Here is a 19496-nt window from a genome sequence, read left to right as displayed (position 1 = left end):
GATACGCGCAACACTCGGCACGGCGGTGAACGGGCAGGGGGCGCGCGGCGCCCCTGCCGGTCAGGTTAGAACGCTTCGGCAGGAAGTGCCATAACCGAAGCCGCGCCTGCGCGGATCCGCGCCAGATGCAGCGCCGTCGCAGGCATGTGCCGGCCGGCCCAATGTTCGGCCAGGGCCAGTTGGCGTTCGCGGCGCCCCGCGTCGTCCAGCGCGGCACGGGCAAGCTTCAGATGCATCCAGCCCAGCGCGACATGACCGAAAAGCGAAAGAAAATCGCTCGCCCCGGCCAGCGCCACGGCGGGCTCCTTCAGCCCGTGCTCGGCGAAATGCATCGCCGCCGCCTGCAGATCCTTCGAGCCCGCCTTCAGCGCCTGCGCGATGCCCTGCAGCTCGGGTTCGGTCGCGGCGGCGATCTCGGCCTTCATCGTCGCGAAGAAGGCCATCATCGCGCGACCGCCGTCCCCGGCCAGCTTGCGCCCCACGAGGTCGAGCGCCTGCACGCCGTTCGCGCCTTCGTAGATCATCGCGATCCGGGCATCGCGCAGGTACTGGGCGACGCCGGTTTCCTCGATGTAGCCATGCCCGCCGAAGACCTGCTGGGCGGTGACCGCCGTTTCGAAGCCGCGGTCGGTCAGGAAGGCCTTGATCACCGGCGTCAGCAGCGAGATCCGCGCCTCGGCCTCGGCATCCCCCGTGCGGGCGAGGTCGATCTGCGCCGCGCCCCAGTAGGTCAGCGCCCGCGCGCCCTCCAGGAAGGCGCGCTGGTCCATCAGCATCCGGCGGATGTCGGGATGGGCGATCAGCGGGTCGGCGGCGCCCTCGTGCGGCCCGGGCAGGGGCGAGCGGCCCTGCAGACGGTCGCGGGCATAGGCGGCGGCGGCCTGCGCCGCGGCCTCGGCCACCGCATAGCCCTGCAGGCCGACGCCCAGCCGCGCCTCGTTCATCATCGTGAACATCGCGCGCATGCCCTTGTGCAACTCGCCGATCAGCCAGCCGGTGGCGCCGTCATAGGCCATCACGCAGGTCGCGTTGCCGTGGATGCCCATCTTCTCTTCGACCTTCAGGCAGTGCACGGCGTTGCGGGCGCCGGGGGTGCCATCCTCCTCCGGCAGGTGCTTCGGCACGATGAACATCGACAGGCCGCGGGTGCCGGGCTCGCCCCCCGGCGCGCGGGCCAGCACCAGATGCACGATGTTCTCCGCTAGGTCGTGCTCGCCGGCAGAAATGAAGATCTTCTGCCCGGTCAGGCGGTAGCTGCCATCCTCGGCCGGTTCCGCCTTGGTGCGGATCAGGCCCAGATCGGTGCCCGCCTGCGGCTCGGTCAGGTTCATCGTGCCGGTCCACGCGCAATTGGCCAGCTTCGGCAGATAGAGCGCCTTCTGCGCCTCTGACCCATGGGCGAGGATCGCGGAATAGGCGCCGTGGGTCAGGCCTGCATACATTTGCAGCGCCATGTTGGCCGAGACGAAGATCTCGCCCACCGTGGAATGGATCAGGTAGGACAGCCCCGCGCCGCCGTGGTCCTCGGCACAGTCGAGCCCGCACCAGCCGCCGTCGCGCATCGCGTCGAAGCCGTCGCGGAAGCCCGCGGGCGTGCGGACGGTGCCGTTTTCCAGCACGCAGCCCTCGCGGTCGCCGATGGGGTTGAGAGGGGCCAGAGCCTCGGCCGCGAGACGCCCGGCGCCGTCGAGGATCGCCTCGAGCGTGGCCTCGTCCGGCAGGAGGGGGATCGGGGTGTCTGCGGGCGTGACCGCCCGCAGGGTGAAGCGGATCGCCTCGAGAGGCGGCACGTAACCCGGCATCCGGGGCCCTCCGTCGCCTGCGCGTCCGAGGGCCCGGGCGTGCCGCCGTCAGGCGGCGGTCTGGGTCGTCGAACGCTTCATTTCGTCTTCGCCCCAGGCGATCTCGGTGATCAGCGCACCGATCGTCTGGGTCAGCTCCTCCTGCTGGCGGCGCAGTTCCGCCAGCCGGTCGCGCGCGACCTCGACAGAGCGGACCAGCTGGCGCTGCGCGCCGTCCGGCTGCTCATAAAGATCGAGCAGCTGCCGGATGTCTTCAAGGCTGATGCCGTAGCGTTTTCCACGCTGGATCAGCGCCATCCGTGCCCGGCACTGCTTGGTGAACAGCCGCTTCTGCCCCTCTCGCACGGGGAAAAGCAGCTCTTTGGCCTCGTAGAACCGCAGGGTGCGCGGCGTCACCTCGTAGGTGTCGCACATCTCGCGGATCGTCATCATCTTCTCGGTCATATCGGTTGGTCCCGACAGATTTATGTCCATGAAGCGGGCGGAATGACGGCTTCGTCGAAGCCTGTCCAGAAAACTTGACGATACGGTCAGGTTGACCCTGCGTCACCCTGAAAAAGCGGAAAGCAACGGAAAGATGACAGCGGGGCGCCGGCAATTTCCGGCAAAACTTCGGCCCCCGCCGCGCAATTCCTGACGCAGGGTCACGAAGGGCGACGAGGGCCGTGCAAAGTTTTACTGTCTGGTCAGTCAGGCCGATTCGGGACGGCTCTCCAGCCCCAGGCTGGCGGCGGTGTGATCGCGCAGCTCGCGCAGGTCGGCGATCGAGCGGTCGAGCTCGGCCCGGCTTTCCAGCAGCACGGCCAGCTGGCGGTCGGCCATCTCGACCCAGACCCGGTACTGGTCGGTCTTGCCCTTCTGATCGTAGAGCAGCAGCCACTTGCGCAGCTCTTCCAGCTGGAAGCCGAACCGCCGCCCGCGCAGGATCAGCGTCATGCGCGCGATCTCGCGCGGGCCGTAGTAGCGCGCGCGCCCCTCGCGGTCCGGCTGCAGCAGTTCGATGTATTCGTAATAGCGCAAGGTCCGTGGCGTCACGTCGAAGCGCGCGCACATCTCCTTGAACGTCAGGCGTGTGTCGGCCATCTGCAAAATCCTCCCGCGCGAAGGCTAATACGTTGGTCGCATGATTCCAACATGGCTTGCGCAGGCGCGGGCGCGGTCCATAACAGGGGCAGGACCCGTGCCGGAGACAGCCCATGACCGATGCCGAACAGCTTGCGCTTGCCCGCCAGTTCATCGCGGTGATCCCGCATGCACGGGCGCTGGGGATGGAGGTCGAAGAGATGGGGCAGGGCCGCGCCGTCCTGTCGATGCCCTGGGCGCCCGAGCTGGTCGGCGACCCGTCGACCGGGGTGATCCACGGCGGCGCGGTCTCGGCGCTGATGGACACCTGCGCGGGGGCGGCGGTGATGGCGCATCCGAACGTGACCCAGGTCACCGCGACCATCGACCTGCGCATCGAATACATGCGCGCGGCCCAGCCCGGCCAGCGGATCCGGGCCGAGGCGGTCTGCCACCATGTCACCCGCTCGGTCGCCTTCGTGCGCGCCACCGCGACCGATGACGACCGCGCGCGCCCCGTCGCCACCGCGACCGGCGCCTTCACCGCTGGCGGCGCGTCCGAGGTGCCGGCGCTGTCGGCCAGCCCAGAGGAGGGCGGCGCATGAGCCGGCCGCGTCCCGAACCCGTTCAGGTGATCAAGAGCCGGCGCGACGCGGCGCTGGCGGCGCTGGTCGAGGGGGTGCCCTACATCGGCTTCCTCGGCCTGCGCTTCGACCGTCGCGGCGACGAGCTGACCGCAATCATGCCCTTCGACGACAAGCTGATCGGCAACCCGATGCTGCCCGCGATCCACGGCGGCGTCACCGCGGCCTTCCTGGAAACCGCGGCCATCGTCGAGCTGGCCTGGTCGCTGATGTGGGAAGAGATAGAGGCCGCCGGCGGCCCCGCGCCCGAGGCCGTGGCGCTGCCGCGCCTGCCGAAGACCATCGACTTCACCGTCGACTTCCTGCGCTCCGGCCTGCCGCGCGATGCCTATGCGCGGGCGCGGGTCAACCGATCGGGCCGGCGCTATGCCAGCGTGCATGTCGAGGCCTGGCAGGACAACCGCGCGAAGCTCTTCGCGCAGGCGACCGGCCATTTCCTGATGCCGGAACGCGCGTGATCACGTCCGATGTGATCACGCATCGGCGGGTGCTGGCGATCGCGCTGCCGATCGTGCTGTCGAATGCGACGGTGCCGATCCTCGGCGCTGTCGACACCGCCGTGGTGGGCCAGATCGGCACCGCCGCGCCGATCGGCGGGGTCGGGCTGGGGGCGGTGGTCATCGCCTCGCTCTACGCCGTGCTGGGCTTCCTGCGGATGGGCACCAGCGGGCTGGTCGCGCAGGAACTGGGCCGTGGCGATCGCGGCGCCGCGGCGCGCGACCTTGCGCGCGCGGTGCTGATCGGGCTGGCGGCGGGGGCGCTGATGGTGGCGCTGAAGCTGCCGCTGACCGCGGGGGCGCTGGCGCTTTCCCCCGGTTCGGACGAGGTCGAAACGCTGGCCGCGCAATACCTTGGCATCCGGCTCTGGGGCGCGCCGGCGCAGGTCACGCTTTTTGCGCTGACCGGCTATCTGATCGCCGCGGAACGCACCCGCGGGGTGCTGGCGCTGCAGTTGGTGATGAACGGCGTCAACATCCTGCTGGACCTGTGGTTCGTGCTGCATCTTGGCTGGGGCGTGCCGGGGGTGGCCGCGGCGACGGTGATCGCGGAATGGTCGGGGCTGGCGCTGGGGCTCTGGCTTTGCCGGGCGGCGCTGGCCGAGGGGCTGGCGGCGGGCCGGGCGCGGATCTTCGCCCGCGACCGGATGGCGCGGGTGCTGGCGGTAAACGGCGACATCATGATCCGCTCGATTCTGCTGCAGCTGGGCTTCCTGACCTTCCTGTTCCTTGGCGCGCGGGCGGGCGACGTGACGCTCGCCGCGAACCAGGTGCTGCTGCAATTCCTTGAAATCACGGCCTATGCGCTGGACGGCTTCGCCTTTGCGGCCGAGGCGCTGGTGGGGCAGGCGGTCGGCGCGCGCAGCCGCGGGCGGCTAAGGCGGGCGGCGCTGGTGACTTCGGTCTGGGGGCTGGCCGGCGCGCTGGGGCTGACGGTGATCTACATGACCGCGGGCGAGGCGCTGATCGCGCTGATGACCACCGCGCCGGCGGTGCGGGCCGAGGCCGGGGCGCATCTGATCTGGATGGCGGCGTTGCCGGTGGCGAGCCTTGCCTGCTGGATGCTCGACGGCATCTTCATCGGCGCGACCCGCACCCGCGACATGCGCAACGCGATGATCGTGGCGATGGCCTGCTATTTCGCCGCGGTGCCGCTGCTGGTCGGCGCCTTCGGCACGCATGGGATCTGGGCGGCGCTGCTGACGATGAACCTGCTGCGCGGGGTCAGCCTGGCGCTGCTCTATCCCCGGCTGGAACGCGGTGTGATCACGGGCGACGCGCTGGGCGCGCCCGCCTGAGCCCTTACAGCCAGTCGCCGCGCCCGGTGCCGCTGACCTGCGCCGCGGTGAGACCTTCGCGCTGCAGCCGCGTGTCGAGCCCGCGCACCACCTCTGCCGCCAGCGACAGCCCGCCATAGACCAGCGCCGAATAGATCTGCACGGCCGAGGCCCCTGCGCGCAGCTTTTCATAGGCCTGATCGGCCGAGGCCACGCCGCCCACGCCGATCAGCGGCAGCCGCCCCTCCAGCGCATGCGAAAGCCGCGCCAGAACCCGCGTGGACTTTTCGAACAGGGGCGCGCCAGAGAGCCCGCCCATTTCACCTTTATGCGCACTTTTCAGACCATCCCGCGACAAGGTCGTGTTGGTCGCGATGATCGCGTCGATGCCGGTGGCGATGGCGACCTCCGCGATCTCTTCGATCTCTTCCCCGGTCAGGTCGGGGGCGATCTTCAGGAAGACGGGCAGGGGTTTGGCCAGCCCGGCCCGCGTCTCCATCACCCGGGTCAAGAGCGCGGTCAGCGCCGCGCGGCCCTGCAGGTCGCGCAACTTCTCGGTATTGGGCGACGAGACATTGACCGTGACGAAGGCGACATGCGGCGCCACGCACTTCAGGACCGTCGCGTAATCGCCTGAACGATCGGTGGAATCCTTGTTCGCGCCGAGGTTCAGCCCCACCGGCACCTGCGCGCCCGCGGCATCGCGGGCCAGACGGGCGGCGATCGCCTCCATCCCCTCGTTGTTGAAGCCGAAGCGGTTGATCACCGCGCGGTCCTCGGTCAGCCGGAACAGGCGCGGCTTCGGGTTGCCGGGCTGCGGGCGCGGGGTGGCGGCGCCGACCTCGACAAAGCCGAAACCCGCCCGCGCCAGCTGCGGGATCGCGCGGGCGTTCTTGTCGAAGCCCGCGGCCAGCCCCACCGGGTTCGCCAGCGCCAGACCCGCGACCGAGGTCGCGAGCCGAGGCGAGCTCACCAGCCCCGGCAGCGGCACCAGCCCCGCGGCCAGCGCCTTCAGCGCGAGGTCATGCGCGGTCTCGGGGTCGAGCCGGTGCAGCGCGGCCATGCCAAGCCGTTCATAAAGCGTGCTCACAGCAGGCCCTCGGGGAAGATGTGGCCCGTGGCGCCCAGCGGCAGGGACTTGTCCCAGACCACGTCGGCCAGCCGCAGCGGGCGATAGAGATGCGGAAACAGCTGCCCGCCCCGCGACGGCTCCCATTTCAGCGCGTCGCCCAGCATGTCGGCGGCGGCCGCGACCAGCACGAGGTCGCTCTCGGTCGCGAAATGCTTCGCGGCCGTCTCGGCGACCTGGTTCGCGGTCGAAAAGTGGATGTAGCCGTCGGCCAGATCCACCGGCGCCCCGGCGGTCTCTCCCGCAGCGCGGAACTGGTCCCATTCGGACCGGCGAAGGATCTTGAAGACGAGCATGGCCGACACATGCGCCGGAACCCCGGCCCGCGTCAATGGGCGCAGAGCCGCCCGCGATTGCCCGCTTTGCGGGCAGTGTCACGCGCGCGTCATTGCATTACGCAAGGATGCCCGGGCATTCGGCTTTGACAGGCTTCCCCGGTCGCCGCCAATGTAACGGCCATATGACAAGTATCCGACAGGAGGATCCCCGATGCAGACCAGGCTTCTTGCCTCGGCCGCGGCGCTCGCGCTGACCGCCGGCGCCGCCCATGCCGATTACACCCTGCATGTGCTGCACATCAACGACCTGCACAGCCGCATCCAGTCGATCAACAAGTACGATTCGACCTGCGGCGACGAGGGCGAGGCGAAGGGCGAGTGCTTCGGGGGCATCGCCCGCGTGAAGACCGAAATCAACGCGATGCGCGACAAGCTGAAGGCCGAGGGCGCGAATGTCATCGTGCTGGACGCGGGCGACCAGTACCAGGGCTCGCTGTTCTATTCGACCTACAAGGGCAAGCTGGTGGCCGAGCTGATGACCGACATCGGCTTCGACGCGATGGCCGTCGGCAACCACGAATTCGACGACGGCCCCACCGGCACGCTGGAGCTGCTGGACAACGTCACCTTCCCGGTGATCTCGGGCAACCTCGACCTGTCGTCCTCGACCGAGCTGAAGGGCAAGATCAAGGACCATGCCGTGCTCGAGGTCGGCGGCGAGAAGATCGGCATCATCTCGGCGCTGGCGGTGGACACGCCCGAAACCTCGTCGCCCGGCCCGAACGTCACCTTCCAGGACGAGGCCGACAGCCTCGCCGCCGATGCCGCGGCGCTGGAGGCCGAGGGCGTCACCAAGATCATCGCCCTGACCCATGTCGGCTACGTCAAGGACCAGGCGATCGCCGCCAAGGCCGAGGGCGTGGACGCGATCATCGGCGGGCATTCGCACACCTACCTGTCGAGCACCGACGAAAAGGCCGCGGGTCCGTTCCCGACCATGGTCAAGGGCCCCTCGGGCACTGAGGTGCCGATCAGCACCGCCTATGCCTATTCGAAATACCTCGGCCACACGGTCCTGACCTTCGACGACGCCGGCAAGCTTCTGAAGGCGGAAGGCGAGCCGATCCTGCTCGATGCCTCGGTCACGCCGGACCCGGAAATGGTCGCGCGCATCAAGGAACTGTCGGGCCCGATCGACGAGCTGAAGGCCAAGGTCGTCGCCACCAGCGAGGGCGACATCGACGGCAACCGCGACAGCTGCCGCGCGGTGGAATGCACCATGGGCAACCTTGTCGCCGATGCGCAGTTGGCGCGGGTCAAGGACCAGGGCGTGACCATCTCGATCGCGAACGGCGGGGGCCTGCGCGCCTCGATCGCCGGGGGCGAGGTGACGATGGGCGACGTGCTGACGGTGCTGCCGTTCCAGAACACGCTCGCCACCTTCCAGGCCAAGGGCGCGACCATCGTCAAGGCGCTGGAGAATGGCGTGAGCCAGTATGAAGAGGCCGCGGGCCGCTTCGCCCAGGTCGCTGGGCTGCACTATACCTTCGACATCTCGAAGCCGGTGGGCGAGCGAGTGTCGGACGTCATGGTCGAGAAGGACGGCAAATGGGTGCCGATCGACCCCGAGGCGACCTATGGCGTGGTGACCAACAACTACGTCCGCAATGGCGGCGACGGCTTCAAGATGTTCGCGGCCGAGGGGATGAACGCCTATGACTTCGGGCCGGACCTCGCCGATGTGACGGCCGAGTTCCTGGCGGCGAACCAGCCCTACAAGCCCTATACCGACGGGCGCATCGTCAAGAAGTGAAACAGGGTCGGGGGGCTCGCGGAGCCCCCCGTGCTTTGGTGCCCTTGCCCGGTGTTGCGCCCGGGCGCTGACCTTGGCATCGTCGGCCCATGGACCATCCGCTCATCGACCTGATCAACGCCCGGATCGCCGAGGCGGAAGCGAACGGCGCCTTCGACAACCTCGCGGGGGCGGGCAAGCCCTTGCCCGAGGTCGAGGATCCCGAGAACGCGCTGCTGCACCGGCTGGTGCGCGAGGCGGGGGGCGAGCCGGAATTCGTCACCCTGTCGAAGACCCTCGCGCGGCTGCGCGAGAGCCTGCGCGACGAGACCGACCGCACGAAGCGGGGCGAGATCCTGCGCGAGATGTCGATGATGGAGGTCCGGCTGGACCTTGCGAAACAGGCCTTCAGCTCTCGACGCTGAAGGTCGCCTGCCGCACCTGCCAGCCGTCGCCGCCGGGGGCGACGACCGCGCTCAGAACCGTGCCGATCCGGCCCGCGTCGCTGCCGTCGGCATTGCGGATCCCCGAGAGCACGAAGCGCTGCATCACCACCGCCGCCTGCGGCCCGATCGCGCGGACCTTGGCCTTGCCGGTCACCAGCTTGGCGCGGGCGAAGGCGCCGGCCAATTCACCCGACAGCACGTTGCCGATCTCTTCACGACCCTCGGCCCAGGCGCCGGTCAGGGTCAGCAGGTCCGCGTCCTCGGAGAAGAGCGAGACCAGCGCCGCCACGTCGCGCGCGCCCCAGGCCTGCGCGAATTGCCGCGCGAAATCGTCGGGGGTCGAAAAGCTCATGCGAGGTCTCCGGGCACGATCTTGCCGGGGTTCAGGATGTTCTTCGGGTCGAGCGCCTGCTTGATCGCCGCCATCACCTGCCAGCCCTGGCCGTGTTCATCGGCCATCAGCGCGCGCTTGCCGATGCCCACGCCATGCTCGCCGGTCATCGTGCCGCCGAAGCGGTGCGCGCGGGCGGCGAGGCGCGCGGCGATCCATTTGGCGCGCGAAAGCTCCTCGGGGTCGTCGCGGTCGACGAGCAGGATGGCGTGGAAATTGCCGTCGCCGACATGGCCGAGGATCGGGCCGATAAGCCCCTGTTCGGCGATGTCGGCGCGGGTTTCGGCCACGGCCTCGGCCAGGTGCGAGATCGGCACGCAGATGTCGGTCACCACCGCCATCGACCCGGGGCGCAGCGCGAGGCAGGCGGGATAGGCGCCGTGGCGCATCTTCCACAGCTTCGTGCGGTCCTCGGGCCGCTCGGCCCAGGCGAAATGCGCGCCGCCCATCTCGGCCACGATCTCGCCGAAGCGTTCGGCCTGTTCCTTCACCGCGGCCGGGGTGCCGTGGAATTCCACCATCAGATGCGGCAGTTCCGGCAGATCGGTGCCGGCGGCGGCGTTGAACGCGGCCGCGGTGGCCTCGTCGACGAATTCGATGCGGGCCACGTCGATGCCCATCTGGATCGTCGCGATCACGGTTTCCACCGCGCGGGCGAAGTCGTCGAAGGCGCAGACGGCGGCGGTCACCGCCTCGGGCTGGCCATGCAGGCGCAGGGTCAACTCGGTGAAGATGCCAAGCGTGGCCTCGGCGCCGACGAAGAGCCCGGTCAGGTCGTAGCCGGCCGAGGATTTGCGCGCGCCCGAGCCGGTGCGGATGACGCGGCCGTCGGCCAGCACCACCTCTGCCGCCAGCACGTTGTCGCGCATGGTGCCGTATTTCACCGCCGTGGTGCCCGAGGCACGCGTCGCGGCCATGCCGCCAATCGAGGCATTGGCGCCAGGGTCGATCGGGAAGAACAGACCCGTGTCGCGCAGATGGGCGTTCAGCGCCTCGCGGGTGATGCCGGGCTGGACGCGGACCAGCATGTCCTCGGGCAGCACCTCGAGCACCTGCGCCATCCGCGCCATGTCGAGCACGAGCCCGCCCTGCGTGGCCTGCGCCTGACCTTCGAGCGAGGTGCCCGCGCCCCAGGGCACCACCGGCACGCCGGCGCTGGCGCAGATCTGCACGATCTCGGCCAGTTCGGCGGTGGTTTCGGGCCAGGCCACCGCCTCGGGCGGGGTCGGGGGGAAGTAGCTTTCCGAGTGACCGTGCTGGTCGCGGTCGCCGCGCGACGTGCTGAGCCTGTCGCCCAGCAGGGCGGAAAGGGCGGGCAGGACGGTGTCGATGGCCATGGGCGGGCTCCTCCGGTCAGGCCGGCACCCTATCCCCGGGACGGGCCGGGCGGAAGACCCCCGCCCATGCCCCTTTCGCTGTCGCGGCGTCAGACGCGTTCGACAGCGACCCGCTGGGTGTCGAAGGCGATATGGCCAGTCAGGCGCGCGGCGCGGTCCTGGGCGGCCTCGTGGGTCCAAGCCGCCTCGGCCATCGCCCCGTTACGGCCGATAATGTCGAAATACTGCATGGTTCCGCCCAGATCGGAGGCGATCCTGCGCGGCGAACGTTCGAAAAAGGCAAGCGCGAGATCGGCTTCGGGGAAGTAGACCTGGGTCAGGCCATTGGCCTCGGTCAGTTCCAGCGCGGTCTCGGTCTCGCCGAGCACGGCACCGGCGGCGCGGACCACCCAGGTGCCGGGCAGGCGGCGGACGGCGGGCTGGGTCTGGGTCATCAACATGGCAGTCTCCTTGGCTCCGGTCGCGAGACCGGAACCTTCAGGGTCTTCGGTAAAACCTGCGTGTCAGATCGGGGCGGTGGCCTCAGCCAGCCAGTCGCGGGCAGCCTCGGACAGCCGCGGCGCCAGCTTCTCGGCCACCGTGGCGTGATAGGCGTTGAGCCAATCGCGCTCGGCCCCCGAAAGCATCGCGACCGTCACCAGCCGCCGGTCGATCGGCACCCAGGTCAGGGTGTCGAAGGCCAGCATCTCGCGGTCGTCCTGGCCGGGCAGGTCGGGGGCGGGGATGACGGTGATCAGGTTCTCGATCCGGATCCCGAAGGCGCCCTCGCGGTAATAGCCGGGCTCATTCGACAGGATCATGCCCGTTTCCAGCGGCACGTCCGACACCCGGCTCAGCCGCGCCGGGCCTTCGTGCACCGACAGATAGGCGCCGACGCCGTGACCGGTGCCGTGGTCGTAATCCATGCCGTTGAGCCAGAGCGGATAGCGCGCCACCGCCTCGAGATCGCGGCCCGCGCGACCCTTCGGCCAGCGCAGCCGCGAAATCCCGATCATCCCCTGCAGGACAAGGGTGAAGGCGTGCTTTTCGGCCTCGCCGACCTCGCCCACGGCGATGGTGCGGGTGATGTCGGTGGTGCCGTCGACATATTGCCCGCCCGAGTCGACCAGCAGCAGCTGACCGGGTGTGATCACGCGGTCGGTCTCTTCGGTGACGCGGTAATGCACGATGGCGCCGTTCGGGCCCGCGCCGCAGATCGTGTCGAAGCTGATGTCCTTCAACGCATTGGTCGCGCGCCGGAAGCCCTCAAGCGCCTTCACCACCGCGATCTCGGTCAGCCCGCTCTTCGGCGCCTCGGCATCGAGCCAGGCGAGGAACTCGACCATCGCCGCGCCGTCGCGCAGATGCGCCTCGGTCGTCGCCGCGATCTCGGCCGGGTTCTTGCGGGCCTTGGGCAGCAGGATCGGGTCCTCGGCCTCGGCGATCTTGATGCCGGTGCCGCCGAAACCGCCGTGCTTCATCTCGGCCAGCACCTGCAGCGGCGCGGTGGCCGGATCGACGCGCACCGGACCGTCAAGGCCGCGTAGCGCCATCGGGAAGCTGTCGGGCGCGTGCAGGCGCACCTTGCGGGGCAGGGAGAGCCCCTCGACCTTCGCGGGGTCGATGAACAGATCAAGGCTGCCGCCCGCGTCTAGGATCGCGAAGGCCTGCACCACCGGGTTCTTCGGAATGTCGCTGCCGCGGATGTTCAACAGCCAGGAAATCGAATCCGGCAGTGTGATCACGCAGGTCGCCTGACCGGCGGCCTTCAGCACGCCCGCGATCCGCGCGAGCTTGTCCTCGGCGGTTTCGCCAGCGAAATCGACGGGTTGCAGTACGACCTTGCCACGCGCCGGGGCGGGCTGGTCGGGCCAGACCGCATCCAGCGCATTGCTCACCGGCACCAGCTTGACCGCGGTGCCGGCCAGCGCCTTTTCGATCTCGCGGATCTCTTTCGGCGTGTGCAGCCAAGGATCGAAGCCCACCGCGCCGCCGCCCGGAAGCTGTTGCTTCAGCCAGGGGCCGGGCAGGGTCTCGGGCCAGGCGACCGGTGTGAAGTGCTCCAGCGCGACCTGCGCCTTGACCTGCACCCGGTAGCGCCCGTCGATGAAGACGCCCGCCACCTGCGGCAGCACGATCGCGAACCCGGCCGAGCCGGTGAAGCCGGTCAGCCAGGCCAGCCGCTCGTCATGCGGGCTGACATATTCGCCCTGCCAGGCGTCCGAGCGTGGCACGATGAAGCCGTCAAGCTCGCGCCGTTCCAGTTCGGCCCGCAGCGCGGCAAGTCGCGCAGGGCCGTCCTCGGGCCGGGTGGCGGCGGTGAAGGTCTGGAACATCAGCGGCTTCCCCCGACCCGGGTCTGGCCCGCGAAGCGCGCGCGCTTGCGCGGGTCGCTGTCGAAGAGCCCGGCCAACTGTTCGGTCATCGCGCCGGCAAGCTGTTCGACATCGGTGATGGTGACGGCGCGCTGGTAGTAGCGGGTCACGTCATGGCCGATGCCGATGGCGATCAGCTCCACCGCGCGGCGCTTCTCGACCATCGCGATCACGTCGCGCAGGTGTTTTTCCAGATAGTTCGCGGGGTTGACCGACAGGGTCGAGTCGTCCACCGGCGCCCCGTCCGAGATCACCATCAGGATCTTGCGCGCCTCGTGCCGGGCGAGCATCCGCTTGTGCGCCCATTCCAGCGCCTCGCCGTCGATGTTTTCCTTCAGCAGGCCCTCTTTCATCATCAGGCCGAGGTTCGCCCGCACCCGCCGCCAGGGCGCGTCGGCGGACTTGTAGACGATGTGGCGCAGGTCGTTCAGGCGACCCGGCTGCTGGGGGCGGCCCGCGGCCAGCCAGCTTTCGCGGCTTTGCCCGCCTTTCCAGGCGCGGGTGGTGAAGCCCAGGATCTCGACCTTCACCTGGCAGCGTTCCAGCGTGCGCGCCAGCACGTCGGCGCAGATCGCCGCGATCGAGATCGGACGCCCGCGCATCGAGCCGGAGTTGTCCAGAAGCAGCGTCACCACGGTGTCGCGGAATTCGGTGTCCTTCTCGACCTTGAAGGACAGCGGCGTGGTCGGGTTGGCGACGACGCGCGCGAGGCGGCCCGCGTCCAGCGTGCCCTCTTCGCGGTCGAATTCCCAGCTGCGGTTCTGCTGGGCCTGCAGGCGGCGCTGCAGCTTGTTGGCAAGGCGCGACACGGCACCCTTCAGCGGTTCCAGCTGCTGGTCGAGATAGGCGCGCAGCCGTTCCAGTTCCGCGGGTTCCGCAAGGTCGGCCGCGCCGATCTCTTCGTCGAAGAGGGTCGTGTAGACGGCATAGTTCGGATCGGCGCTGGAATGCGGGGCGGGGGGCGGCGGCTCCATCGGCGCGTCTCCCTCGGGCAGTTCCGCCTCTTCGCCCTCTTCCTGGTCGGCGAGATCGTCCGAGCTGACCTGCGCCTCGGCCGAGTCCTGCTGCTGTTCCTGGCTCTGCTCGGGCGCGGCCTCGGACTGGTCGTCCTGCTCCTGGTCGCGGTTCTGGCTGTCGCCGGACTCGGGTTCCTGATCCTCGGTCGCCTCGTCGCCGGCGTCGTCATCCTCGCTGTCGGGATCGTCGCCCAGCTGGTCGCCGTAGCCGAGGTCCGAGATCACCCGCCGCGCCAGCCGCGCGAAGGCGGTCTGGTCGGCGAGCGTGGCGTTGATGTCGTCGAGCGCGCCCTGCGCCTGCCCTTCGATGAAGGGCCGCCACAGCTCCATCACATTCGCGGCCGCCGGCGGCAGCGCCCGGCCGGTGGCGAGATGGCGCACCAGATAGCCCGCCGCCGCGGCCAGCGGCGCGTCGGTCTGGCTGCGGATCTGGCCATAGCCCTTGCGTTCGGCGTCATGGCCGATCTTGGCGTCGATGTTGCCCAGCGTGCCGGGCATGTCGCGCGCGCCCACCGCTTCGCAGCGGGCATGTTCCATCGCCTCGAACAGGTCGCGCGCCATCTGCCCCTGCGGGGCATAGCGGTTGAAGACCTTGGCGTCGTGATAGCGATGGCGCAGCGCGAGGCTGTCGGCGGTGCCGCGGGCCAGCAGCACCTCGTCGCGGGTCATCCGGCGGCTGACCTGCGGCAGGCGCATGGTGTCGCCCGACATGCCGGGCGGGTCGACCGAATAGCTGACGGTCAGGTCGGGCGCGTCGGCCATGGTCTTGGCGGCCTCGGCCAGCGCCTTCTTGAAGGGATCTGCCGGGTTGTCGGAGGGTTTCGACATCGCTCGCGGGTCCTTACTGGCCCGGCGGCCGGGCCCCATTCATGCCGCGCCCGAAGCGCGGGGGTCCCGGGGGGCCGCGGCCCCCCGGTCACTTCACTTGACGCTCTGCGAGGCCGCGCTCTCGGGCAGTTCCTCGCCGAAGCAGCGCTGGTAGAACTCGGCCACGGTCTGACGCTCGAGCTCGTCGCACTTGTTCAGGAAGGTCAGTCGGAAGGCATAGCCGAGGTTCGAGAAGATCCGCGCGTTCTGCGCCCAGGCGATCACGGTCCGCGGCGACATGACGGTCGAGAGGTCGCCGTTCATGAAGGCCGTGCGGGTCATGTCCGCGACGGTGACCATCTGGCTGATCTCCTTGCGGCCCTTCTCGGTGTTGTAATGCGGGTTCTTGGCCAGCACGATCGCCGCTTCGGCATCGTGCGACAGGTAGTTCAGCGTCGCGACCAGCGACCAGCGGTCCATCTGGCCCTGGTTGATCTGCTGGGTGCCGTGATAGAGCCCGGTGGTGTCGCCAAGGCCCACGGTGTTCGCGGTCGCGAACAGCCGGAAGGCCGGGTTCGGGCTGATCACCTCGTTCTGGTCCAGAAGCGTCAGCTTGCCCTCGGCCTCCAGCACGCGCTGGATCACGAACATGACGTCGGCGCGGCCGGCGTCGTATTCGTCGAAGACGATCGCGGTCGGGTTGCGCAGCGCCCAGGGCAGGATGCCCTCGTGGAACACCGTCACCTGCTTGCCGTCCACCAGCTTGATCGCGTCCTTGCCGATCAGGTCGATCCGGCTGACATGGCTGTCGAGGTTGACGCGCACGCAGGGCCAGTTCAGCCGCGCCGCGACCTGCTCGATATGGGTCGATTTGCCGGTGCCGTGATAGCCCTGGATCATGACGCGGCGGTTGTAGGCGAAGCCCGCCAGGATCGCGAGCGTGGTGTCGGGATCGAACTTGTAGGTCGGGTCGAGGTCCGGCACGCGCTCGGTGCGGTCGGGGAAGCCCTTCACCTTCATGTCGGTGTCGATCCCGAAGACCTCGCGGACCGAGATCTCCTCGGTGGGCTTCGCGTTGATGTCGAGCATGCCGTCAGCCATCGTCCAGATCCTTCCGACCGGCGCACCGCCCTTGCGGCGCCGATCCTTGCGGTTAGCCACCCCGGCGCGGCGCCCGGAGCCTTGCGGTTCCTGCATCGCGAGCCATCGCCGTCCCGGGGCCCGGACGGCGCACCCGGGATTGATGAAACATTCGGGGCGGGGGTGCAAGGGCGCGAGGCCGGAATTGCGGCGCGTCACCAAGCTTTGCCCTTGGCTTCGCCCGGGGCCGCGCGCGCTTTCGGCTTGGTCCAAATACTCCGGGGGAGCGCGCCTTGGCGCGCGGGGGCGGAGCCCCCGTCTGCATCGCTTTCGCACTGGCGAAAATATCCCGGGGGAGGGCCCGGCACGGGCCCCGGGGGCAGAGCCCCCGCCTTTGCCTTCAAGACGGGCGGCGCCCGCGCTTCCCGCCCCGAAGACCCCGCCCCGAAGACCCCGGGCCGCAGGCTCAGGCGTCGCGGAAGTTGCGGCTGTCCTTGATCTGGTCCCAGGCCCAGACCACTTCCTGCAGCCGCTCCTCGTCAGAACGGTCGCCGCCGTTCATGTCGGGGTGCAGCACCTTGATCAGCGCCTTGTACTGCTTGCGGATCTCGGGCTTGGTCCAGCTGTCGCGGGCCTCGAGGATCTCGATGGCCTTGCGCTCGGTCGGCGGCAGCTTGCGGGTCGCGCCCGAGGTCGGGCCGCGGCCGGGGTTCTGGGTCGCGTTGTCGCCCAGGATCTGGTGCGGGTCGTCGACGCCCAGCCGTGCCCAGGCGCGGTCCTCCTCGCCCATCTTGGCGAAGGGCTTGGTCTCGCGGCCCCAAACCCGATCCTTGTCGATGAACTTCTGGAACTCGTCCTCGGTCGTGCCCTGGAAGAAGTTCCATTTCAGATTGTACTCGCGGACGTGATCCTTGCAGAACCAGAAGAACTCGTCGAGCTGGTCGGGCGATTTCGGCGCCCGGTACTGGCCCTGCTCTTCGCAGCCCGGATGGTCGCAGACCCGGGTCGAGGTGTCGATCGCACCCGACATGCCGCGCCGGCCCTTGGTGCGCTTCTTCTTGTCGGAAGAAACGCGCAGGTCGAATCCGAAGGGGTCGTTCTTGCTCATGCCTCTGCCTGACTAGCGACTCGGGAGGGAGAGTTTAGGGTTTTTCGCGGCCAGCGGAAGAGCCTCGCGACCAGTCTCGGCGGTTTCTTTCGCGGATGCAGAAACGGGCCCCGCGGGGCCCGTCAGCGACCGTCGTCGCCCTCACTCCTTGCGGTCGGCCGGGCCGAGGGGCGGCGGACTGCCGGCCTCGTCCGCGCCGCCCAGCGGCGGTGCCTCGCCCGTCGGGGCGCGGACGTTCAGGGGCTGGGCGGGCTTGCCGCTCTGGGCGCGGGCCTTCAGTGCGCTGACCAACGACAGGGTCCGCTCTGCCGCGTCGGTTGCGGGCGAGGGGACCGCCGCAGCCGCCGTGACGGGGGCTGTGACGGGGCCTGTGATGGGGGCGCTGGCGGCAGCCGGTGCGACCGGCGCGGCAACCGCCGGAGCGGCCGGCACCACCGCAGGCCCTTCGACCGGCGCGGCGACCGGCTCGGCGACCGGCGCGGCCAGAACCGGAGCCGGGGTCGGCGCGGGCGCGGCCAGCGCCGGCACCGCAGGGGCGCCTGCGGTGGCGAGCGGACGGCGGAAGGTCAGCATGTTCTGATAGCTGGTCGCGCGCCCGGTCAGGCCGCTGCGTTCCTCGCAGGGCAGCGTGTCCGAGCGGACGTACTCCCAGCCCTCGGTCGCCTGTTCGTTCATCAGCAGGGTCAGCGCACGGGCGAAGCGGTCGGCGGTCGTCTTCAGCCCGCGCGCCTTCTCACCCCGGACCGGCGCCGGCACCACCTTGTATTCGTATCGCTGCATTGGCCCTCGTCTCCTCGCATGGTGCGGCCTGTGCGGGATCTCCCGCGCAGGGCCCTTGCGGTGCTTTGGCCCGTTTGTCGCCCGTCCGCGGGGCGAAAGGCAAGACACGTCGGCGCGCGCCCCCGTGAGGGGGGCGGCGCGGCGCTCAGAGCCCCAGCTTGGCCGAGACGATCTCCTGCACGGCGGCCGGGTTCGCCTTGCCGCCCGAGGCCTTCAGCACCTGTCCGGTGAACCAGCCGGCAAGCTTCGGGTTCTGCTTGGCCTTCTCGACCTGCGCGGGGTTCGCGGCGATGATCTCGTCCACCATCGCCTCGATCGCGCCGGTATCGGTCACCTGCTTCATGCCGCGCGCGGCCGCGACCTCGGCCGGATCGCCGCCCTCGGTCCACAGGATCTCGAACAGGTCCTTGGCCATCTTGCCCGAGATGTCGCCTTTGGCGATCAGGTCGAGGATGCCGCCCAGCTGCGCGGCCGACAGCGGCGAGGTCTCGATCGAGAGGCCTTCCTTGTTCAGCCGCCCGAACAGCTCGTTGATCACCCAGTTCGCGGCCTGCTTGCCGTCGCGGCCCTCGGCCACGGCCTCGAAGAAGGCGGCGTTCTCGCGCTCGGCGGTCAGCACGCTCGCGTCATAGTCGGTCAGGCCGAAGTCGCCCATGTAGCGCGCCTTCCGCGCATCGGGCAGCTCGGGCATGGTCGCGGCGATGTCGTCGACCCAGCCCTGCTCGATTTCCAGCGGCAGCAGGTCGGGGCAGGGGAAGTAGCGGTAGTCATGCGCCTCTTCCTTCGAGCGCATCGAGCGCGTCTCGCCCTTGTCGGGGTCGTAAAGGCGGGTTTCCTGCACGATCGTGCCGCCGTCCTCGACGATGGCGATCTGGCGGCGGGCCTCGTACTCGATCGCGGCCTGGATGAAGCGCAGCGAGTTCATGTTCTTGATCTCGCACCGCGTGCCGAGGTGACCAAAGTCGCCGTCGGCCAGCCACTTCTCATACTGGCCGGGGCGGCAGACCGAGACGTTGACGTCGGCGCGCAGGTTGCCGTTCTGCATGTTGCCGTCGCAGGTGCCGAGATAGCGCATGATCTGGCGGATCTTCGCGACATAGGCCGCGGCCTCTTCCGGCCCGCGGATGTCGGGGCGGCTGACGATCTCCATCAGCGCGACGCCGGTGCGGTTGAGGTCGACGAAGCTCATCGCCGGGTCCATGTCGTGGATCGACTTGCCGGCGTCCTGTTCCAGATGGATGCGCTCGATCCGCACCCGGCGCGCGACGCCGGGGCCCATTTCGACCAGCACTTCGCCCTCGCCCACGATCGGGTGGTAGAGCTGGCTGATCTGGTAGCCCTGCGGCAGGTCCGGGTAGAAGTAGTTCTTGCGGTCGAAGGCCGAGCGCAGGTTTATCCCCGCCTTCAGGCCAAGCCCGGTGCGCACCGCCTGCGCCACGCAGAATTCGTTGATGACCGGCAGCATGCCCGGCATCGCCGCGTCGACGAAGGCGACGTTGGCGTTGGGCTCCGCGCCGAAGGCGGTCGAGGCGCCCGAGAACAGCTTGGCCTGCGAGGCGACCTGCGCATGGACCTCGAGTCCGATCACCAGCTCCCAGTCTTCCTTGGCGCCGGAGATCACCTTCGGGGTGGGGGCGGTGTAGGTCAGATCGAGCATCGGGGCCTCGCTTTCGTCGTTCCCGCCCTCTTACGGCGC

General features: G+C 69.4%; 19 protein-coding genes. 5 read left to right on the top strand and 14 right to left on the bottom strand.

Going from position 1 to position 19496, the window contains the following annotated elements; genetic code table 11:
- Nucleotides 1-65: 65 nt before the first annotated feature.
- From V8J36_RS06745 to V8J36_RS06735, 3 genes are all read right to left on the bottom strand, one after another.
- On the bottom strand, nucleotides 66-1802 hold the full coding sequence (locus tag V8J36_RS06745) for an acyl-CoA dehydrogenase (RefSeq protein ID WP_336466514.1): 1737 nt from the start codon (nucleotides 1800-1802) through the stop codon (nucleotides 66-68).
- 48 nt (nucleotides 1803-1850) lie between these two features.
- Complete coding sequence (locus tag V8J36_RS06740; RefSeq protein WP_336466513.1) at nucleotides 1851-2246, bottom strand: MerR family transcriptional regulator; 396 nt, start codon at nucleotides 2244-2246, stop codon at nucleotides 1851-1853.
- 246 nt (nucleotides 2247-2492) lie between these two features.
- Nucleotides 2493-2885, bottom strand: coding sequence for a MerR family transcriptional regulator (locus tag V8J36_RS06735; RefSeq protein ID WP_336466512.1), 393 nt, complete (start codon nucleotides 2883-2885; stop codon nucleotides 2493-2495).
- Nucleotides 2886-2998: 113 nt separating this feature from the next.
- On the opposite strand from V8J36_RS06735, the gene V8J36_RS06730 reads away from it, so the two are divergent.
- Genes V8J36_RS06730 through V8J36_RS06720 form a run of 3 tightly spaced genes read left to right on the top strand, consistent with a single transcriptional unit; the run spans nucleotide 2999 to nucleotide 5303 of the window.
- Nucleotides 2999-3469 (top strand): PaaI family thioesterase, encoded by a 471-nt coding sequence (locus tag V8J36_RS06730; RefSeq protein WP_336466511.1) that lies wholly within the window; start codon nucleotides 2999-3001, stop codon nucleotides 3467-3469.
- The gene (locus tag V8J36_RS06725; RefSeq protein ID WP_336466510.1) at nucleotides 3466-3966 is read left to right on the top strand and encodes a PaaI family thioesterase; all 501 of its coding nucleotides are present in this window, start codon (nucleotides 3466-3468) and stop codon (nucleotides 3964-3966) included. Before V8J36_RS06730 ends, V8J36_RS06725 begins: the two co-directional genes overlap by 4 nt.
- Complete coding sequence (locus V8J36_RS06720; RefSeq protein ID WP_336466509.1) at nucleotides 3963-5303, top strand: MATE family efflux transporter; 1341 nt, start codon at nucleotides 3963-3965, stop codon at nucleotides 5301-5303. The genes V8J36_RS06725 and V8J36_RS06720 overlap by 4 nt, the downstream gene beginning before the upstream one ends.
- 4 nt (nucleotides 5304-5307) lie before the next feature.
- On the opposite strand, the gene V8J36_RS06715 is transcribed toward V8J36_RS06720, so the two are convergent.
- On the bottom strand, nucleotides 5308-6372 hold the full coding sequence (locus V8J36_RS06715; RefSeq protein ID WP_336466508.1) for a quinone-dependent dihydroorotate dehydrogenase: 1065 nt from the start codon (nucleotides 6370-6372) through the stop codon (nucleotides 5308-5310).
- Entirely contained in the window at nucleotides 6369-6707 is a 339-nt protein-coding gene (locus V8J36_RS06710; RefSeq protein WP_336466507.1) for a DUF952 domain-containing protein, read from the bottom strand. Before V8J36_RS06710 ends, V8J36_RS06715 begins: the two co-directional genes overlap by 4 nt.
- A 193-nt stretch (nucleotides 6708-6900) precedes the next feature.
- Here V8J36_RS06710 and V8J36_RS06705 point away from each other — a divergent pair, with 193 nt between their 5' ends.
- Together V8J36_RS06705 and V8J36_RS06700 are read left to right on the top strand one after the other, a co-directional pair.
- Nucleotides 6901-8502, top strand: coding sequence for a bifunctional metallophosphatase/5'-nucleotidase (locus tag V8J36_RS06705; protein WP_336466506.1), 1602 nt, complete (start codon nucleotides 6901-6903; stop codon nucleotides 8500-8502).
- A gap of 89 nt (nucleotides 8503-8591) precedes the next feature.
- Nucleotides 8592-8906, top strand: coding sequence for a J-domain-containing protein (locus tag V8J36_RS06700; protein WP_336466505.1), 315 nt, complete (start codon nucleotides 8592-8594; stop codon nucleotides 8904-8906).
- Here the strand turns inward: V8J36_RS06700 and V8J36_RS06695 are convergent.
- From V8J36_RS06695 to gatB, 9 genes are all read right to left on the bottom strand, one after another.
- Nucleotides 8890-9279 carry a YybH family protein gene (locus V8J36_RS06695; protein ID WP_336466504.1) on the bottom strand — a complete coding sequence of 130 codons (390 nt, stop codon included), beginning with the start codon at nucleotides 9277-9279 and terminating at the stop codon, nucleotides 8890-8892. The genes V8J36_RS06700 and V8J36_RS06695 overlap by 17 nt on opposite strands.
- A complete protein-coding gene (locus V8J36_RS06690) occupies nucleotides 9276-10655 on the bottom strand; it encodes an FAD-binding oxidoreductase (RefSeq protein ID WP_336466503.1) in 1380 nt (459 codons plus the stop codon). Before V8J36_RS06690 ends, V8J36_RS06695 begins: the two co-directional genes overlap by 4 nt.
- Before the next feature lie 89 nt (nucleotides 10656-10744).
- The gene (locus V8J36_RS06685) at nucleotides 10745-11095 is read right to left on the bottom strand and encodes a DUF427 domain-containing protein (protein WP_336466502.1); all 351 of its coding nucleotides are present in this window, start codon (nucleotides 11093-11095) and stop codon (nucleotides 10745-10747) included.
- Between the two features lie 63 nt (nucleotides 11096-11158).
- Nucleotides 11159-12970, bottom strand: coding sequence for an aminopeptidase P family protein (locus tag V8J36_RS06680; protein ID WP_336466501.1), 1812 nt, complete (start codon nucleotides 12968-12970; stop codon nucleotides 11159-11161).
- The gene (gene cobT / locus V8J36_RS06675; RefSeq protein WP_336466500.1) at nucleotides 12970-14853 is read right to left on the bottom strand and encodes a cobaltochelatase subunit CobT; all 1884 of its coding nucleotides are present in this window, start codon (nucleotides 14851-14853) and stop codon (nucleotides 12970-12972) included. Before cobT ends, V8J36_RS06680 begins: the two co-directional genes overlap by 1 nt.
- A 93-nt stretch (nucleotides 14854-14946) precedes the next feature.
- Entirely contained in the window at nucleotides 14947-15933 is a 987-nt protein-coding gene (cobS, locus tag V8J36_RS06670) for a cobaltochelatase subunit CobS (protein WP_336466499.1), read from the bottom strand.
- Between the two features lie 445 nt (nucleotides 15934-16378).
- Nucleotides 16379-17020 carry a J domain-containing protein gene (locus V8J36_RS06665; RefSeq protein WP_336466498.1) on the bottom strand — a complete coding sequence of 214 codons (642 nt, stop codon included), beginning with the start codon at nucleotides 17018-17020 and terminating at the stop codon, nucleotides 16379-16381.
- Between the two features lie 141 nt (nucleotides 17021-17161).
- A complete protein-coding gene (locus V8J36_RS06660; RefSeq protein WP_336466497.1) occupies nucleotides 17162-17800 on the bottom strand; it encodes a DUF4177 domain-containing protein in 639 nt (212 codons plus the stop codon).
- Nucleotides 17801-17945: 145 nt separating this feature from the next.
- Nucleotides 17946-19457 carry an Asp-tRNA(Asn)/Glu-tRNA(Gln) amidotransferase subunit GatB gene (gene gatB / locus V8J36_RS06655; protein ID WP_336466496.1) on the bottom strand — a complete coding sequence of 504 codons (1512 nt, stop codon included), beginning with the start codon at nucleotides 19455-19457 and terminating at the stop codon, nucleotides 17946-17948.
- Between the last annotated feature and the right edge of the window lie 39 nt (nucleotides 19458-19496).

Origin of the sequence: Frigidibacter sp. MR17.14, assembly GCF_037095735.1 — a bacterium.
In the GTDB taxonomy this organism is placed as follows: domain Bacteria; phylum Pseudomonadota; class Alphaproteobacteria; order Rhodobacterales; family Rhodobacteraceae; genus Frigidibacter.
Note: the sequence above shows the minus strand (reverse complement) of the source record. Positions and strands in the feature narration are given on the sequence as shown.

What these genes read in the sequence shown, in the direction of transcription:
- V8J36_RS06745 (WP_336466514.1), bottom strand. Translation starts at nt 1,802, where the DNA reads ATGCCGGGTTACGTGCCGCCTCTCGAGGCGATCCGCTTCACCCTGCGG.
- V8J36_RS06740 (WP_336466513.1), bottom strand. Translation starts at nt 2,246, where the DNA reads ATGACCGAGAAGATGATGACGATCCGCGAGATGTGCGACACCTACGAG.
- V8J36_RS06735 (WP_336466512.1), bottom strand. Translation starts at nt 2,885, where the DNA reads ATGGCCGACACACGCCTGACGTTCAAGGAGATGTGCGCGCGCTTCGAC.
- V8J36_RS06730 (WP_336466511.1), top strand. Translation starts at nt 2,999, where the DNA reads ATGACCGATGCCGAACAGCTTGCGCTTGCCCGCCAGTTCATCGCGGTG.
- V8J36_RS06725 (WP_336466510.1), top strand. Translation starts at nt 3,466, where the DNA reads ATGAGCCGGCCGCGTCCCGAACCCGTTCAGGTGATCAAGAGCCGGCGC.
- V8J36_RS06710 (WP_336466507.1), bottom strand. Translation starts at nt 6,707, where the DNA reads ATGCTCGTCTTCAAGATCCTTCGCCGGTCCGAATGGGACCAGTTCCGC.
- V8J36_RS06705 (WP_336466506.1), top strand. Translation starts at nt 6,901, where the DNA reads ATGCAGACCAGGCTTCTTGCCTCGGCCGCGGCGCTCGCGCTGACCGCC.
- V8J36_RS06700 (WP_336466505.1), top strand. Translation starts at nt 8,592, where the DNA reads ATGGACCATCCGCTCATCGACCTGATCAACGCCCGGATCGCCGAGGCG.
- V8J36_RS06695 (WP_336466504.1), bottom strand. Translation starts at nt 9,279, where the DNA reads ATGAGCTTTTCGACCCCCGACGATTTCGCGCGGCAATTCGCGCAGGCC.
- V8J36_RS06690 (WP_336466503.1), bottom strand. Translation starts at nt 10,655, where the DNA reads ATGGCCATCGACACCGTCCTGCCCGCCCTTTCCGCCCTGCTGGGCGAC.
- V8J36_RS06685 (WP_336466502.1), bottom strand. Translation starts at nt 11,095, where the DNA reads ATGTTGATGACCCAGACCCAGCCCGCCGTCCGCCGCCTGCCCGGCACC.
- V8J36_RS06680 (WP_336466501.1), bottom strand. Translation starts at nt 12,970, where the DNA reads ATGTTCCAGACCTTCACCGCCGCCACCCGGCCCGAGGACGGCCCTGCG.
- cobT (WP_336466500.1), bottom strand. Translation starts at nt 14,853, where the DNA reads ATGTCGAAACCCTCCGACAACCCGGCAGATCCCTTCAAGAAGGCGCTG.
- cobS (WP_336466499.1), bottom strand. Translation starts at nt 15,933, where the DNA reads ATGGCTGACGGCATGCTCGACATCAACGCGAAGCCCACCGAGGAGATC.
- V8J36_RS06665 (WP_336466498.1), bottom strand. Translation starts at nt 17,020, where the DNA reads ATGAGCAAGAACGACCCCTTCGGATTCGACCTGCGCGTTTCTTCCGAC.
- V8J36_RS06660 (WP_336466497.1), bottom strand. Translation starts at nt 17,800, where the DNA reads ATGCAGCGATACGAATACAAGGTGGTGCCGGCGCCGGTCCGGGGTGAG.
- gatB (WP_336466496.1), bottom strand. Translation starts at nt 19,457, where the DNA reads ATGCTCGATCTGACCTACACCGCCCCCACCCCGAAGGTGATCTCCGGC.